The following is a 15,743-nucleotide window of genomic DNA, read 5'->3' as shown; positions in this document are numbered from 1 at the left end:
TGCGACAGCGTCGCCGCCTACGCGGAGGCGGCGCGCAGCCCGTCCCCGCGCCGCGCGCGCTGCCCCTCGACGATGTAGAGGACTCCGGTCGCGAGCTGGAGCGCCTGCGAGGCGATCAGTGCGCCCATCCAGACCGGAATCAGAACGATGACCGGGAGGGTGCTGACGAGGAGGGCGACCACCGTCGTCACGGCGAACGCGAGCAGCGCCCAGCGAGCGGGACCGCGGAGCACGCCGGCGCGGACGACCGCGAACGCGGCGACAGCCAGCGCGATCAGAGACAGCACGTCGATCCCCCAGATCAGCGAGGACCAGACGACGAGCACCGCGGGCGCCGCGACGGCGCTCGGCGCCGGCCACGAGAAGTACCCGGTGGAGAGGGTGTGCGTGACACCGAACACGATGAGCGCGAGCTTTCCGACGACCGATGTTCCCACGATGCCCGTCTCGCCGCGCAGCCCGATGGCGAGCACGATGCAGGCGGCGATCAGGGCGATCGCCGACAGCCCTCCGACGACGGGATAATTCGCGTAGATCCAGGAGACGTCGACGGCGGGAATCAGGAAGGCGGCGTTCGAGAGCAGCGGGAACACCGCCGCCACCGCGAGTCCGGCACCTCCCCAGGTCAGCGTCACTGTCGACGTGCGGCCGAGTGTCCCGGATTCCCCCATGGGGACAGACTGGCCGTTCGGCGCGTGGATGCGCAAGCATCCGGAGCCGAATCCATGCCAGGATCGGTGCAGACGCCGACACGATGGGGGACAACGTGATGCGGACGACGGGGACGTCGACGGTCGAGACCGGGGAGCTGTCGCGGCTTCCCGCCGGCCCGATCCTGGTGCGGCTGCGCCGGGTGCTGATCACGGGGGCCGCCGCCGCCGCGGTGTACACGCTGCTCAGCACCGGGAGCATCGGGACATGCTCGGACTCCCCCGGCGGCGGTGACTCCGGCACCACGCAGGTCACGTGCGCGAACCTCGTCGTGCGCCCGAGCTGGATCGTCTACGCCGCGTTCGCGGTCATCCTGTTCGTCGCGATCGGCCGGGTCGCCCGCCAGGCCTCCACGGTCGCGGACGCGCTCCGCACGCTCGATCGCGCCGCCACCCTCACCATCGCTCTCGCGTTGGTCGCGGGGTTCATCGGGATGGCGTGGCTGTTCCTCGTCCCGCACGAGTCGCTGACCAGCGGCGGAACGATCATCTTTCCGTTCCCGTTCAGCGCGCCCGAGCTGACGATCACGCACAACCCGTGAGCCGCTCCATCCCGGAGGCTGAGTAGCATGCACCCCATGGCCATCAGACTCGACAACGTCGGCATCGCGGTGCGCGACCTCGAAGCGACCATCGCCTTCTTCACCGACCTCGGTCTGGAGGTCGTCGGCCGTGACACCGTCAGCGGCGAGTGGACGGACACCGCCGTCGGCCTCGACGGCAACCACGCCAAGATCGCTCTGCTGCAGACACCGGACGGCCACGGCAAGCTGGAGCTGTTCGAGTACCTCCACCCCGACGCCATCGAGACCGAGCCGACGCTCCCCAACGAGATCGGCATGCACCGAGTCGCGTTCGCGGTCGACGACATCGACGCGGCCCTGGAGGTCGCGGCCGCGCACGGCTGCTACCCGTTGCGCGGCGTCGCGACCTACCAGGACATCTACAAGCTGACCTACCTCCGTGGTCCGAGCGGCATCCTGGTGATGCTGGCCGAGGAGCTGCAGAAGGGCTAGCTGTTCTCCGCTGCCGCCCGGATGAACGCCGCCACCCGGCCGGACTGCACGGTGAAGGCCGTGTGCGAACCGTCGATGTGCTCCGTGGTCGCGCCCATGCGCTGCGCCCAGGCCGCCTCGGCCTCCGGCGAGATGGCGTTGTCCTTGTCGGACACCAGGAACCAGCTCGGGATGTCGTGCCAGCCGGCCCCCGTGGCCTGCTCGGTGAGCGCCGCCACCGCCAGCGGACGCTGCGTGGCGTAGAGGACGGCGGCGACGGCATCGGAGGAGTCGCCGCAGAACACCTCCTTGAAGCGCTCCTTCTTCACGTAGATCTCCGGGCCTCCGGGCGCCCCCACCGCGTCGTACGGCGTCGGCTCGTTCTCGGTCGCCAGCAGCGGCGCCGGGTAGGGCTGCTGCGCGCTCACCGCGCTCTCACCCACCTCCAGCCCGAACGCGGCGAGGAAGACCAGCGCCTTCACGTTGCTCAGCCCGGCCGAGGCCTGACCGATCACCGCGCCGCCGTAGGAATGGCCGACGAGCACGACGGGACCGTCGATGGCGGAGACGACGCGCCGCACCGACTCGCCGTCGTTCAGGAGGCCGCGCAGCGGGTTCGGCGGTGCGACCACGGTGTAGCCGGATCCCTCGAGTTCGGTGATGATGCCGGCGTAGCCGGAGGCGTCAGCGAAGGCGCCGTGAACGAGGACGATCGTGGGCAGTGCGGGCATGAGTCTCTCCTCAGGTGGTTGACGTGGTTCCGTAAGGCCACCGACGTGGGCGGCCTCCACGGCGCCATCCTGAGGTCTCCTCATGCCCGGTGGCAAGAGAATTCGACGTGAACGCGCGGTCAGCGCCCGACGGCTGTGCGCAGGATCGCGGCGATCCGCTCCTCGTCCGCAGCGGTCATGCTGGTGATCGCGTATCCCACCGGCCACAGGCCGCCGTCGTCGAGCTGGGCCGCCTGCTGGAACTCGATCGTCGCGTAGCGGATCTTGAACTTCGATCCCGGCTTGAAGGCGACGACGACTTTGCCCGCGGCGTCGGCGTACGCCGGCATCCCGTACCAGGTCTTCGCGGCCAGCGGCGTGTTCTCGGCGACCAGCCGGTGGAACGCCTGCGCGAACTCCTTGTCGGTGCCGGTCATCGAGGCGATCGCCTCGTCGCATGCGGCTGCGGCGTCCGCGCCCTCCTGCGCCGCCTTCTTCTCGGCGACCGCGGCCTTGATCGCGGCCTTCTCCTCTTTGCTGAACGTGGTGTCGGCCATGGTTCCGTTCCCCTCTCGTGACCTGAGTTCACCCTAGGCCGCGAGCCAGGCCCGTCGCTTCTCCGATCCTGCTCGGTTCCGAACCGGTCACGGAGTGTCGAAGACACTAGCCGAGCGCCGTGCTCAGGGATCACACTGTGCACACCCGGCACATCCCTCGCCGTCGGCGACGGACCGGTGCTCGGCGACAGGGAGGTATGCCGTGACCATGCACCCGTCCATCCACCACGAGCCGCACCTCGACGAGACCTCACCCGTCCCGTACCTGCGGCACGGGCAGCTCATCGCGCTCATCCACTGGAACCGCGTCGCCGGCGACTGGAAGTACACGACCCTCCTGGCCGAGTACGCCGGGCGCGACGACAAGCACTGGCAGGTGATCGCACAAGGCCAGCCGATGACTCTCGACCGGGCCGAGTGGGCGATCTTCAACTGAGCCGGATCGTCCCGGCCCGGTCGCCTCAGGCCCGGTCGCCTCAGGTCAGCAGCGGCCGCACCGAGCCGTAGGCGTCGTCCTCGTCGCGCGTGCGGGCGTCGTAGACGCGCACGGTGCGCGCGGAGGCGTCGTCGTACCGCGGCCAGCCCGGGTCGCCGGCTGCGATGAACGCGACCGCGGCCGCGTGCAGCTCGTCGGCGAGCGCCTGAGGCGGGTTCGGACCCGCCAGCGGCTCCATGGCCGGTCCGTCCAGGCAGTCGAAGAAGAACGGCACGTCGAGGCAGTGCTCCGCGAAGCCGAAGTGCCCGGACGGCCACGCGAACCGGTACACCCAGGTGGGCGCGGCTCCGCGGTCGGCGACGATCTTCAGCACCGCGATCCGGAACATCCGGTCGGTGAGCACGCGGCCGGCCAGCCGGGCCTTGCCCTTCGCGACGACGTCGGCGTTCGCCTCCAGGTACGCCTTCTGCGCCCTCTTCGGCACGCCGAGCTTGCCGAGCAGGATCCCCTTCGGCACCAGCGCCAGCTTCGCGCCCGCGTCGGCCATCGCCATCGTGAACTCGTCGTCGGTGGCGCCGAGCACGAGCGGCTTGCTCGCGCCGACCCCGTTCCGCAGCGACTCCGGCGTGGAGCGCACGAGGAGGTCGCCGTCGATCGTCGGGCCGAGCGGGAGGCCGCCGTCGACGACCTCGTTCAGCGCGTCGGGTCCGAGTTCCGTCGCCTTCTTCTGCAGCTCGAGGATGCGCTCCTCGTCGAGCGTCGACCAGCCGGCGCGGGTCGGCTCGACGCCGGCGGTCGCGGCGAGCGCGCGTCCGAACGCCTCCGACTTCTCCGGGGTCACGTCGGCGAGCGCGCCCGAGATCGCGTAGACGGAGTGGAACAGGTGCTGCGCCTTCTCCATGCCGAGCAGCGTCAGCACAGCGCCTCCGCCGGCCGACTGGCCAGCGATCGTGACGCGGGCCGGGTCGCCGCCGAACGCCGCGATGTTCTGCTGCACCCACTCCAGCGCCAGCAGCCAGTCACGCACGCCGCGGTTCGACGGCGCGTCCTCGATCCAGCCGAAACCGTCGAAGCCCAGCCGGTACGAGATCGTGACGGTCACGACGCCGTCGCGGTTGAAGTTGCGCCCGTCGTACCAGGGGCTCGCCGGCGAGCCCGCGAAATAGCCGCCCCCGTGGATGTACACGAGCACGGGGAGGCCGTCGCCGTCCGTCGCCCGCTCGGGGCTGGGCGTGTGCACGTTGACGTTCAGCGTCGATTCCCCCGGCACGCTCGGCTCGGGGATGAGCGTCACACCCGGGTCGCCGCGCTGCGCGGTGGGTCCGAACGACGCAGCGTCGAGCACGCCCTCCCACGGAGCCTTCGGCACCGGCGCCGCGAATCGCAGCTCACCGACCGGGGCCTCGGCGAACGGGATGCCCAGGAACGCCGCCGAGCGCAGGGCGCCGCGGGCGCCCGATCCGGGCGGGGTGGTGTCCTTCCATCGCCCGCGCACGGGTCCGGCGAGCGTCTGCACCTCCGGGTGCGCGGCCTCTTCGGCCGTCGCCTCCGGGTCGAGAGGGGTCTGCGTGTTCTCCATCACCATCATTCTGCCTTTCACTTGACGCTCTTGATCGGAGCGGTGGCCACCGCGCCGAGGATGGCGAAGACGATCGCGAAGACGAACAGCACCGGGTATCCGCCGAGGGACCCGATGATGATCGCGGCGATCGGCGCGCTGAGCGCCTGCGGGATGTTGGTCGCGACGTTGAGGATGCCGAGATCCTTGCCGGCGGCGCCGCCCTCGTTCGGCAGCACCTCTGTCATCAGCGCCGCGTCCACGGACATGTAGAGGCCGAAGCCGATGCCGTTGATGACGCTCATCGCGATCATCCCGGTCAGGTTCGGCATGAGGAGCGGCATGGCAAGCCCGATCGCCATGACCACGGTCGCGGTGTAGATGAACACCTTGCGGCGCCCCGCCCGGTCGCTCCACCATCCCGAGACCACGATCGCGATCAGGGTCGGCACGAAGGCCACGAGCGTCAGCGTGATGACCGCGCCCGTCGCCGCCTGCAGCGAGAGCTTGATGTAGTCGGTGAGGATGTAGAGCTGGTAGGTCGAGACGACGAAGTAGCCAAGGATCAGGAGGAACCGCGCGGTGAAGGCCCAGAAGAAGTCCGGGTGCTTGCGCGGGTTGATCCAGAAGCCCGAGAAGAACGCGCCCCAGCGGAACGGTTCGACCGTGGAGTCCTTCGACGACCAGTCGCGGTTGATCAGCACGAACAGCACCGTGACGACGATGACGGCGCCGCCGAAGATCGAGTACCCGACGCCGACCTGCTGGGCGAAGGCACCGGCGAGCATGACGCCGATGGTCATGCCGAGCTGGGTGCCGAGGCCGATCATGGCGCTCGCGCCTCCACGCTTCGAACGCGGGAAGCGATCGGCCGTGATCGTGGTGAGCGGGGCCTGCAGGAAGTTCAGCGCGACCTGGATGACGACCCAGAAGACCGTGATCCAGAGCAGGTCGCTGAGCGAGCCGAGCCCGAACAGGAAGATGCCGCCGACGATCGCGCCGACGACCATCCACGGAGCGCGGCGCCCGAACCGGGAGCGCGTGCGGTCGCTGAACGCGCCGGCGAGCGGCTGCGCGAACAGGGTGAAGACGAAGGAGGTCGTGGTCACGATCGCGAGGTTGCCCACCTTGTGCGCGGGGTCGAGCAGCGCGACCTGCACGGGGAGCAGGATCGCGATGAGTCCGCCGTAGGTGGCGAAGAGCGTCAGGGAGGCGGCGAGCAGGCTGGGCAGCAGGCGCTTGGTGGCGGGCGGGCTGGCCGCGGGCCGGCCGACGGCGGGCTGCTGCGCGCTGATGAAGCCGGTCGGCGCGACCTCGGCGGCCGGATCGGGAGGGGTCATGGTCATGCGGAGCTCCTCATTGAGCGGGACGGATGCCGATCGCAATACCAAACGATGTTCGGTATTTGGATCGTGACGATTGTCGCAGCTAAACCCGAACGCTGCAAGGGTTTCGGCTCGAAAACCGGATTCCGTTCGCGTTTGACCGCCTATCCTGGATCCCATGGCCAAGAGAGGTGCGTACGCGAAAGGCGTCGTCAAACGCGAGGAGATCCTCGAGGCCGCTCTCGAGATCATCGGCCAGCGCGGGTACCGCAGCGCCTCCGTGCGTGAGATCGCCGACGCGGTCGGCCTCAGCCCGGCGGGCCTCCTGCACTACTTCGGCTCCAAGGAGCAGCTGTTCGTCGAGATCCTTCGCGCTCGCGACGAGCACGACGTCCAGCAGTTCCCCGACGCAGGCTTCGAGCAATCGTTGGTCGAGATCATCCGGCACAACGCGCAGGTGCCCGGGCTCGTCGAGCTCTACACGCGGCTCGCGGCGGAGGCGGGCGACGACGGTCACCCGGCCCGTGCCTTCTTCCTCGATCGCACCGAGACCGTGCACGCGGCGGCCCGGGAGGCCTTCGTCGCCGAGCAGCGCGCCGGGCGCCTCCGCGCCGACCTGGACCCGGACTGGATCATCCGCGCCGGTCACGCCCTCGCCGACGGCCTCCAGAACGCGTGGATCCTCGACCCGACGATCGACATGGCCGCCGACGTCGAGCAGTTCTTCGCGCTGCTGCGGCCCTGAGGCGCGACCTTCGTCACGAATGGCGTGTTTCGTGGCACGAAAAGCGACATTCGTCACGAATGTCGCGCCAGCTCAGCGGTAGTCGTAGACGCGCTTGTACTTGCCCTCGCTGCGCGGGAGCTCGGCGGGCTCGGCGAGGACGACGTCGACGGTGGTGCCGATATGGGTCTTGATCCGCTGCTGGAGCACCTTCGCGGCCGCCTCGCACACCTCGCGGTCGAGGGCGGGATGCCGCTCGATGCGCACCGTGAGCGTGTCGAGCCTGCCCTCCTTGCGCAGCTCGAGCACGAAATGCGGAGTGAGCGTCTCGATGCCGAGCACGAGCTCCTCGATCTGGGTGGGGAAGAGGTTCACGCCGCGGAGGATGATCATGTCGTCGTCGCGGCCGGTGATCTTCTCGATGCGGCGCAGCGCCGGGTAGGCGCTGCCCGGCAGCAGGCGCGTCAGGTCGCGCGTGCGATAGCGGATGACCGGGAACGCCTCCTTGGTCAGCGAGGTGAAGACGAGTTCGCCGTGCTCTCCGTCGGCGACCGGCTCCCCCGTGTCGCCGTCGATCGTCTCGGGGAGGAAGTGGTCCTCCCACACGTGCGGGCCGTCCTTCGTCGCGACGGACTCGCTCGCGACCCCCGGGCCCATCACCTCGCTGAGGCCGTAGATGTCGACGGCGTCGAGGCCGAGCCGGCGCTCGATCTCGGCCCGCAGTTCGTTCGTCCAGGGCTCCGCGCCGAGGATCGCGACCTTCAGCGTCGTGCCGCGCGGGTCGAGCCCCGCAGCCTCGATGGCGTCGGCGATCGTCAGAAGGTAGCTGGGCGTGCACATGATCGCGTCAGGCTCGAAGTCGTGGATGAGCTGCACCTGCCGGGCGGTCTGGCCTCCCGACATCGGGATGACGGTCGCGCCGATCCGCTCGATCCCCGCGTGCGCGCCGAGGCCTCCCGTGAACAGGCCGTAGCCGTAGGCGTTGTGCACCTTCCAGCCGGCCTCCACGCCCGCGGCCAGCAGCGACCTCCCGACCAGGTCGGCCCAGCGGTCGAGGTCGCCCTGCGTGTAGCCGACAACCGTCGGCCTCCCGGTCGTGCCGGACGACGCGTGGATGCGGCGGACCTCCGCCATGGGCACCGCGAACATCCCGAACGGGTAGGTCGAGCGGAGGTCCTCCTTCGTGGTGAACGGCAGGAGGCGGATGTCGTCGAGAGTGCGGATGTCGGCAGGCCCGACGCCGGCCGCGTCGAACTTCGCGCGGTAGAGCGGCACGTTCTCGTACGCGTGCCGCACCGTCCACTGGAGGCGCCGGAGCTGCAGGTCGCGGAGCTCGTCTCGGGTGATGGTCGCCGGCTCGACCTCGGTGAGGTCGAGCCCGGCGGAAGCTGTGGTCGTCTTCGACACGGATGCCTCCGGGTTCAGTCGGCCGTGCCGGGGGCGTCGCCGGCGGCACGGTTGGTGGTGAGCGAGCGGCCGCGGAACTCCGCGACCACATCGCCGGTCTCGTCGCTGACCGTGACGTCGTAGACGCCGGTGCGCCCGACCAGGCTGCGGCGTACGGCGTGCGCGGTGAGTGTCTGCCCGGAGCTGGTCGACTTGAGAAAGGTGATGTCGGCTCCGGCGGCAACGGTCACTCGCTCGTCCTCGTTGCACGCGATCGCGAACGCGGTGTCGGCGAGCGCGAACACCAGTCCGCCGTGCGTGATGGCGAAGCCGTTGGTCATGTCGTCGCGCACCTGCATGCTGACGATCGACTCGCCGGGTTCGTCCTTCTCGACGACCATGCCCAGGGCCGCGGAGGCGCGATCCCGCTGCATCATCGGGCGCACGGCCTGCACCCGTTCTGCGCTCATGCGCGTGCCTCGGGCCGCACCGGGTTCACCAGGACAGTGTCGGACATCGTCATCCTCACCCGCCGGAGGATCGGAGCGTCCTCGGCGACGCCCGAATTCCTTACCGATCGTTCGGTAATCGTGTCATCCGGAGGGCGCGGACGCAACCACCGCTCTCCCGAGGGGCACGTAAACGCCCTCAAAACGCGCGGGAAGGGGCGTCTACGTGCCCCTCGGCGGGAGGGCCACCCAGCGCCGAGCCGGGGCGGATCTCGCGCTCACAGCGCGTTGCGCCGCGCCACGGCGCCGAGCCAGCCGAGCGACGGCTTGGGCGTCCGCTCGAAGGTCTGCAGGTCGACGCCGATGAGCCCGAAGGTCGGCCGGTAGCCGCTGGCCCACTCGTAGTTGTCGAGCGCGCTCCAGTGCAGGTAGCCGCGCACGTCGATGCCCTCCTCGATCGTCTCGTGGATGGCGCGCAGCGACTCCTTCGTGTAGTCGACGCGGCGGCCGTCGTCGGCGGTCGCGATGCCGTTCTCGGTCACCATCACCGGCGTGTGCCCGCTCTTCTCCCACGCCGAGCGGATGCCGTTAGCGGCGGCCGGCGGGTAGAACTCCCACCCGGTCAGCGTGGTCTCGGCGTCCTCGGCGACCGGGCGCGGGCCCTCCGGCCCGATGAACGTGCGCGTGTAGGCCTGCACGCCGACGAAGTCGTCGCCCTCCGCCTGCTCCAGGTACCAGTCGTCGCGCGGGTAGCCGTACTCGTGCAGCATCTCGGCCGCACCGGGCTCGTCGACCGCCCGGAAGTCCTGTGTCGCGACCGTCCAGCCGCTCTGCAGACCGGGGACCGACGAGAGCACTTCGCGCGACCTCCGGTGCGAGGCGAGCAGTGCGTCGGCGACCTGGAGGTCGGGGTTCGGGAGGCCGAAGGCGACCAGGTTGCGGGCGTCCTCGCCTCCGGCCAGCATCGCGGCGATGTTCGGCTCGTTGATGGTGCACACGTAGCGCACGCCATCCTCCAGGATCGGCAGCACCGTCTCGGTGTAGCGGGCGAACAGGTCGGGTGCCTCCGGGTTGCGCCAGAAGCCGGCCTCGTCCATCCACCGCGGCACGGTGAAATGCATCAGCGTCACGACCGGCTCGAGACCGACCTCGAGGCAGGCGTCGATCATCCGCCGGTAGTGGTCGAGAGCGGCACGTGAGACGAAACCGCACTCCGGTTCGACGCGCGCCCACTCGACCGAGAAGCGGTAGCTGTTCAGGCCGGCGTCGGCGAGCAGCCGGAGGTCCTCCGGATACCGGTGGTAGTGGTCGGCGGCATCTCCGCTCGGCTCCACGATCGGGGTGCCGGGGGTGTGCTCCATGACCCACCAGTTGCTGTTGACGTTGTTGCCCTCCACCTGGTGGGCCGCGGTCGCGGCGCCCCAGAGGAAGCCGTCGGGGAAGGTGAGCACAGAGTTTCTCCTCGGTCGAGATCGGATGGGTCGCCGGACGTCAGCCGCGCGGGCTCGGCACGGCGTCGAGCAGCCGCACGGTGTAGTCGTCCTGGGGTCGTTGCAGCACCTCGGCCGTGTCGCCGCGCTCGACCACGACGCCCTTGTCGAGCACCATGATCCGGTCGGTGACGAGCCGCGCGCTGAGCAGGTCGTGGGTGATGTAGAGCATGCTGACGCCGCGGGTGCGCCTCAGCTCTTCGAGCAGGGCGAGCACGCCTGCGCGCAGGGACATGTCGAGCATCGACACCGGCTCGTCGGCGATGATCACCTGCGGGTCGCTCGCGAGCGCGCGGGCGATGACGACACGCTGGCGCTGGCCTCCCGAGAGCTGGTGGGGCAGCCGGGTCGCGAACTTCTCGACCGGCGTGAGTCCGACCGTCTCGAGCAGTTCGAGCACGCGCGCGCGGGCGGCGCCGCCGCGCAGACCGGTGAAGTTCTCGACCGGTCTGGTGAGGATGTATTCGACGGTGTGCAGGGGGTTGAGCGCCGCGTACGGGTCCTGGAACACCATCTGCACCTCCGAATGCAGCTGCTTGAGCGCGCGGCGACCGCGCAGCGTGTCGATACGCGTGCCGCCGAACGCGATGGTGCCGGAGGTCGGCCGCTCCACGCCGGTGATCATCTTGGCGATCGTCGACTTTCCGCTGCCGCTGGCCCCGACGAGCGCCATCGACATCCCGGGTTCGAGAGTGAAGGACACATCGTCGACGGCGCGTGTCGCGCTGCCCCTGCGCCCCTTCGGGTACACCTTGGTCAGGTTCGAGACGACGATCGGCTCGCGTGCGCCCACCCGCTGGCGGTCCGCCGGGCGCACGTCTGCGTCGGCGCGGCGGACGAGTCCCGGCACGGTCACCTCGGCGGCCCGCGGGTCGCCGTAGTGGCTCAGCAGCATCTGCGTGTAGGGGTGCTGCGGAGCGTTCAGGATGCGCTCGCTCGGGGCGTCCTCCACGATGACGCCGTCGTGCATGACGAGCACGCGCTGCGTCGCCTCCAGCACGACCCCGAGGTCGTGGCTGATGAGGACGGCCGTGAAGTTCTCGGACGCCTGGAGCTGCCGGATGGTGTTCATCACGGCGTGCTGCACGAGCACGTCGAGCGCGGTCGTCGGCTCGTCGAAGACCATCAGCCGCGGCTCGAGCGAGAGGGCGAGCGCGATCGAGACGCGCTGGCGCATCCCGCCCGAGAGCTCGCCGGGGTACCGGTTCAGCGTCGCGGGAGGCAGCTCGACCTTGGCGATCAGCTCCTCCGCCCTGGCGGCCCTGGCACGCGGCGGCACATGACCGTGCGCGGCGAAGATGTCCATGAAATGGTTGCGGATCGTCCGCACCGGGTTGAGCGCGTTCATGCCCGACTGCAGCACCATGGCGAAGCCGCCCTGCCGCTGGGTGCGCACCTCCTCGGTGGAGAGCGCGGCGATGTCGGTGCCGTCGAACAGGATGCGGCCTCCCGCGATGCGCGCCGGAGGCTTCGACAGCCGGGTGAGCGCGAAGCCGAGCGTCGACTTGCCGGATCCCGACTCGCCCACCAGCCCGACGAACTCGCCCTGGTCGAGCTCGAAGCCGACCTTCTTGACCGCCTCGAACGCGGTGCCGTGGCCTTCGTCGTAGACGACGGACAGGTCTTCGACTCGCAGTAGGCTCATCGTGCCGCCTTCCTCTCGCGCAGACGGGGGTTGCTGAGCCCGTCGACTCCGAAGTTGATGAACGTCATGGAGACCGCGAACAGCGCGATCATGAGGCCCGGCGCGAAGAGCTGCACCCACTGGCCGGTGAGCAGCACGTTGCTGTTCTGCGCCCAGAAGAGCATCGTTCCCCAGCTCACCGTGTTCGGGTCGCCGAGACCCAGGAACTCCAGGCCCGCCTCCGCCAGGATGGCTGCGGTCGCGGCGCCGAAGAAGCTCGCGACGATCAGCGACGTCATGTTGGGCAGGATCTCGCGGAACACGATCCGGTTCGCGCTCTCTCCGCTGAACTTGGCCGCGGTCACGAAGTCGCGCGAGCGGAGGGTCTGCGTCTGCGAGCGCAGCACGCGGGCGCCCCACGCCCAGCCGGTCACCACGACCACGAGCACGATGACGCCGATCCCGCCGTTGTGGAGGTACGCCGCGATCACGATCATGAGCGGCAGCGACGGGATGACCAGGAAGAGGTTGACGACGAAGCCGACGCCTTCGCCCCAGAACGCACGCACGTAGCCCCAGCTGAGGCCGACGGCGACCGCGATGATCGTGCTGAGCAGTCCGGCGACCAGGGCCACCGACACCGAGATCCGGGAGCCCCAGATCAGCTGCGAGAGCACGTCCTGGCCGACGGCCGTGGTGCCGAGGAGGTGCGCCGCGCTGCCGTCCTGGCCGTGCGGGAAGGAGGTGTCGTGCGGATCGTACGGCGCGATCAGCGGGGCGAAGATCGCCATCAGGATGAACAGCGCGAGAAGGACGATGCCGAAGCGCGCCTTCGGCTCCGACCAGACGGTCCCGAACGCGCGCCCGACCACCCGGAGCGGGTTCCACTTCCTGTTGTCGCTCGCCGCGGCGGCCGCGACCTCTGTCGCACGGACGGAGGTCGTCGTCGGTGGCTGCGTCATCGTGGGTTCCTTCTGAGTCATCGTCTGGTCCTCGGGTCGAGCACGCCGTACAGGATGTCCACCAGGAAGTTCGCGATCAGGACGCTCACCGTGATGATGAGGAACAGCGCCTGCATCAGCGGGTAGTCCTGGTTCGTGACCGCGTGGAAGAGGAGGAGGCCGACGCCCGGGTAGGCGAACACGGTCTCCACGAGCAGGGAGCCCCCGACGACGCCGCCCAGCACCATGCCGAACGACGTGAACTGCGGCAGGACCGCGTTGCGCGCCGCATAGCGCAGCGCGACGGTGCGCGTGCGCAGGCCGTTTGCCTCCGCGAAGGTCACGTAGTCCTCGCCGAGGGTGTTCACCATGGCGTTGCGCATGCCGATGATCCAGCCGCCGAAGGCGGTGAGCAGGATCGTGAGCCCGGGCAGGATCCCGTGGTAGACGGCATCGGTGAAGAAGTCCCAGCTCCAGTTCGGCGTCGCGGTCTGCGAGTACGCCCCGCTGGTCGGGAACCAGCCGGCCACGTACCCGAAGAAGAACAGCAGCAGCAGCGCGATCCAGAAGTAGGGGAACGCGGAGAGGAACTGGCCTCCCACCGTCGGGACGGTGTCGAGCGCGGTGCCGCGCTTCCACGCCGCCAGCACGCCGAGCAGCGTGCCGAGCACGAAGGCGAGGATGGTCACGGTGCCGACGAGCACGAGCGTCCAGGGCAGCGCCGCCCCGATCAGGCTCGAGACCGACTGCGGGAAGTAGCTGAACGACGGCCCGAAGTCGAAGTGGACGACCTGGCCGAGGTACGTGACGTACTGGTCCCAGAGGCTGCCGGTCGGCACGCCGAGCTGGGCCTCGATGGAGGCGCGCATCGCCGGTGAGACCGGGCCGTTCTGGCTGAGCTTGGCGATCGCCGCGTCGGCGGGCGATCCCGGCATCAGACGCGGGAGGATGAAGTTGATTGTGATGGCGGCCCAGAGCGTGAGGACGAAGAGTCCGAGCTTGCCCAGCAGATAGCGCACGACGCCTCCTTTCGATGTGTGGGGTTCGGCAGTGGCCGGTCGCGGGAGGCCTCCCGCGACCGGCCAGGAATCACTTCGCCTTCGTGAGGTGGGTGAGGATCAGCAGCGAGTTCTCCGTCCAGGTGGCCGGGGTCGCGTACGGGTCGCTCTCGCTCGGCCAGCCGGTGAAGCTCTTGTCGCTGAACAGGCCCCAGAGGCCGCCGTAGAACAGGCTGATGACGGGCATCTTGGTGTACATGACCTCCTGCAGCTGGCCGGCGATCTTCTTCTGCTGGCTGTCGGAGGTGGCCGAACGCATCTGCGCGAGCAGGGCATCCGCCTGCGGGTCGCTGAACCGCTCGAAGTTGCCGGACGCCGCCGTGCCGATCGGCTTGGCGAACTGGCTGCTCATCAGGGTGTTGAAGTCCTGGTAGACGCTGCCCGCGCCTCCGAACGCACCCATCAGGAGCTGGAAGTCGCCGTTGTTCTGCGCCTGGGTGTAGGCGGCCGGCTGCGGCTGGTCGATCGTCACCGCGATCCCGAGCGACTGCAGTTGCGACTGGATGGCCTGAACGCCGCGGAGCCAGTCGGTGTAGCCGTTGGGCGTGGTGATCGTGAGCTGGAGCTGCTGGCCGGAGGAGTCGACGAGCTTGCCGCCCTGCTGCGTGTAGCCGGCCTTCGCGAACGACTGCAGCGCCTTCTGGGTGTCCTGCTTGATCATCCCCTGGTTCGGCAGCGAGGAGTTCAGCCACGATTGCGCGTTCGGCAGCAGCAGGCCGTTCTGGCCCGCGGCCTTCACGTAGCCCTGCTCGGCGTCGTTCGCGATCTTGTCGCGGTCGAGCGCGGAGGCCAGGCCCGCACGGAAGTCCAGGTTGTTGAACGGCGCCTTGGTCAGGTTGGGGATCAGCGAGATGGTGCCGCCGGGCGGGAACCAGTACTTGTTGTGCTGCTTGTTCGCACCCACCCAGGTCTTGTCGACATTGTCGATGAACGAGTAGGCCCAGTCGTAGCCGCCCTTGACGATCTGGAGGCTGGTGTTGGAGGCCGGGAGCACCAGCTTCTCGGCCGCGACCTTGTCGGCCTGCCAGTACTTGGTGTTCTTGACCATCGTGTACTGGTTCGGCGCGAAGTCGCCGACGACGTACGGACCGGTGGCGACCGGCTTCTCGTTCGGCCACGTCACCGGGTCGTTGACGGACTTCCAGACGTGCTCCGGCACGATGATCTGCTGGTCGATGATGTTCGCCGCGGGGACGTTCGGGCCCTTGAGGTGGAACGTCACCGTGCTGCCCGACGAGCTGATCGTGTCGATGTTCTGCCACTGGCCGAGGAGGTCGAGCGCCGGCGTCTTCTTGAGGAGGTCGAACGTGTAGACGACGTCGGCCGCGGTGAACGGCTTGCCGTCGGACCAGTCGACGCCCGAGCGGATCGTGTACTCGATCGTCTTCGGGTCGACGATCTTGTCGCCGGTCGCGAGGAACGGCGTGGCCTTGCCGTCGATGGCGTTGACGACCTGCAGGGGCTCGTACATGTAGTGAGCGCCCGTGCGGGCGGTCGGCGAGAACGGGTTGAAGTTGCGCACGAACGTCGGGTTGCCGCCGTCCGCGCCGAAGAGCAGGGAGCCGCTGGCCCCCGAGTTGCCGGATCCGTTGGAGGCGGAGGTCTGGATACTGCACGCGCTCATCGCCAGCAGCGATGCGGCGGCGGCGAGGGCGACGAGTGAACGGCGGAGGCGCGTTCTGGGTTTGTTCATCGCAAGGGTCCCTTCAGTCGACGGTGACGAGGTGCTCCGCACTCGGGCGGCGAGGCTGTGCTCGGCTCGGCTCGGCGCAGGAGGCCG

General features: G+C 69.3%; 16 protein-coding genes. 4 read left to right on the top strand and 12 right to left on the bottom strand.

What is annotated here, in order from left to right; translation table 11 throughout:
• Nucleotides 1-17: 17 nt before the first annotated feature.
• Complete coding sequence (locus tag ASF88_RS02265) at nt 18-671, bottom strand: hypothetical protein (RefSeq protein WP_055913659.1); 654 nt, start codon at nt 669-671, stop codon at nt 18-20.
• A gap of 83 nt (nt 672-754) precedes the next feature.
• On the opposite strand from ASF88_RS02265, the gene ASF88_RS02260 reads away from it, so the two are divergent.
• Together ASF88_RS02260 and ASF88_RS02255 are read left to right on the top strand one after the other, a co-directional pair.
• The gene (locus ASF88_RS02260) at nt 755-1,252 is read left to right on the top strand and encodes a hypothetical protein (protein ID WP_055913655.1); all 498 of its coding nucleotides are present in this window, start codon (nt 755-757) and stop codon (nt 1,250-1,252) included.
• 36 nt (nt 1,253-1,288) lie between these two features.
• A complete protein-coding gene (locus ASF88_RS02255) occupies nt 1,289-1,726 on the top strand; it encodes a VOC family protein (RefSeq protein ID WP_055913653.1) in 438 nt (145 codons plus the stop codon).
• Here ASF88_RS02255 and ASF88_RS02250 read toward each other — a convergent pair.
• Nucleotides 1,723-2,436, bottom strand: coding sequence for an alpha/beta hydrolase (locus ASF88_RS02250; protein ID WP_055913650.1), 714 nt, complete (start codon nt 2,434-2,436; stop codon nt 1,723-1,725). The two genes, ASF88_RS02255 and ASF88_RS02250, sit on opposite strands and share 4 nt — an antisense overlap.
• A 119-nt stretch (nt 2,437-2,555) precedes the next feature.
• Complete coding sequence (locus ASF88_RS02245) at nt 2,556-2,972, bottom strand: hypothetical protein (RefSeq protein ID WP_055913647.1); 417 nt, start codon at nt 2,970-2,972, stop codon at nt 2,556-2,558.
• A gap of 202 nt (nt 2,973-3,174) precedes the next feature.
• Between ASF88_RS02245 and ASF88_RS02240 the strand changes: the two genes are divergently transcribed.
• Nucleotides 3,175-3,408, top strand: a complete 234-nt coding sequence (locus ASF88_RS02240) for a hypothetical protein (protein ID WP_442915013.1) — start codon at nt 3,175-3,177, stop codon at nt 3,406-3,408.
• 40 nt (nt 3,409-3,448) lie between these two features.
• Here the strand turns inward: ASF88_RS02240 and ASF88_RS02235 are convergent, their stop codons facing one another.
• Together ASF88_RS02235 and ASF88_RS02230 are read right to left on the bottom strand one after the other, a co-directional pair.
• Nucleotides 3,449-4,987, bottom strand: a complete 1,539-nt coding sequence (locus ASF88_RS02235; RefSeq protein ID WP_055913644.1) for a carboxylesterase/lipase family protein — start codon at nt 4,985-4,987, stop codon at nt 3,449-3,451.
• A 17-nt stretch (nt 4,988-5,004) separates the two neighbouring features.
• Nucleotides 5,005-6,312: an MFS transporter gene (locus ASF88_RS02230; protein WP_055913641.1), complete on the bottom strand. Its 1,308-nt coding sequence runs from the start codon at nt 6,310-6,312 to the stop codon at nt 5,005-5,007.
• Between the two features lie 157 nt (nt 6,313-6,469).
• On the opposite strand from ASF88_RS02230, the gene ASF88_RS02225 reads away from it, so the two are divergent.
• Nucleotides 6,470-7,036, top strand: a complete 567-nt coding sequence (locus ASF88_RS02225) for a TetR/AcrR family transcriptional regulator (RefSeq protein WP_055913638.1) — start codon at nt 6,470-6,472, stop codon at nt 7,034-7,036.
• A 72-nt stretch (nt 7,037-7,108) separates the two neighbouring features.
• Here the strand turns inward: ASF88_RS02225 and ASF88_RS02220 are convergent, their stop codons facing one another.
• From ASF88_RS02220 to ASF88_RS02190, 7 genes are all read right to left on the bottom strand, one after another.
• Nucleotides 7,109-8,422 carry an AMP-binding protein gene (locus ASF88_RS02220; protein WP_055913635.1) on the bottom strand — a complete coding sequence of 438 codons (1,314 nt, stop codon included), beginning with the start codon at nt 8,420-8,422 and terminating at the stop codon, nt 7,109-7,111.
• Between the two features lie 14 nt (nt 8,423-8,436).
• On the bottom strand, nt 8,437-8,871 hold the full coding sequence (paaI, locus tag ASF88_RS02215; protein WP_055913632.1) for a hydroxyphenylacetyl-CoA thioesterase PaaI: 435 nt from the start codon (nt 8,869-8,871) through the stop codon (nt 8,437-8,439).
• A 257-nt stretch (nt 8,872-9,128) separates the two neighbouring features.
• Nucleotides 9,129-10,301, bottom strand: a complete 1,173-nt coding sequence (locus tag ASF88_RS02210) for a glycoside hydrolase family 1 protein (protein WP_055913629.1) — start codon at nt 10,299-10,301, stop codon at nt 9,129-9,131.
• A gap of 40 nt (nt 10,302-10,341) precedes the next feature.
• Entirely contained in the window at nt 10,342-11,985 is a 1,644-nt protein-coding gene (locus ASF88_RS02205) for an ABC transporter ATP-binding protein (RefSeq protein WP_055913626.1), read from the bottom strand.
• A complete protein-coding gene (locus ASF88_RS02200; protein ID WP_055913624.1) occupies nt 11,982-12,926 on the bottom strand; it encodes an ABC transporter permease in 945 nt (314 codons plus the stop codon). The genes ASF88_RS02205 and ASF88_RS02200 overlap by 4 nt, the downstream gene beginning before the upstream one ends.
• Nucleotides 12,927-12,943: 17 nt before the next feature.
• Entirely contained in the window at nt 12,944-13,924 is a 981-nt protein-coding gene (locus ASF88_RS02195) for an ABC transporter permease (RefSeq protein ID WP_055913621.1), read from the bottom strand.
• Nucleotides 13,925-13,994: 70 nt separating this feature from the next.
• The gene (locus ASF88_RS02190) at nt 13,995-15,656 is read right to left on the bottom strand and encodes an ABC transporter substrate-binding protein (RefSeq protein ID WP_055913618.1); all 1,662 of its coding nucleotides are present in this window, start codon (nt 15,654-15,656) and stop codon (nt 13,995-13,997) included.
• Nucleotides 15,657-15,743 lie beyond the last annotated feature (87 nt).

This window comes from Leifsonia sp. Leaf336, from assembly GCF_001423695.1.
Lineage (GTDB): Bacteria > Actinomycetota > Actinomycetes > Actinomycetales > Microbacteriaceae > Leifsonia.
The sequence above is the reverse complement of the archived record's forward strand: the minus strand, read 5'-3'. Positions and strand labels throughout refer to the sequence as shown.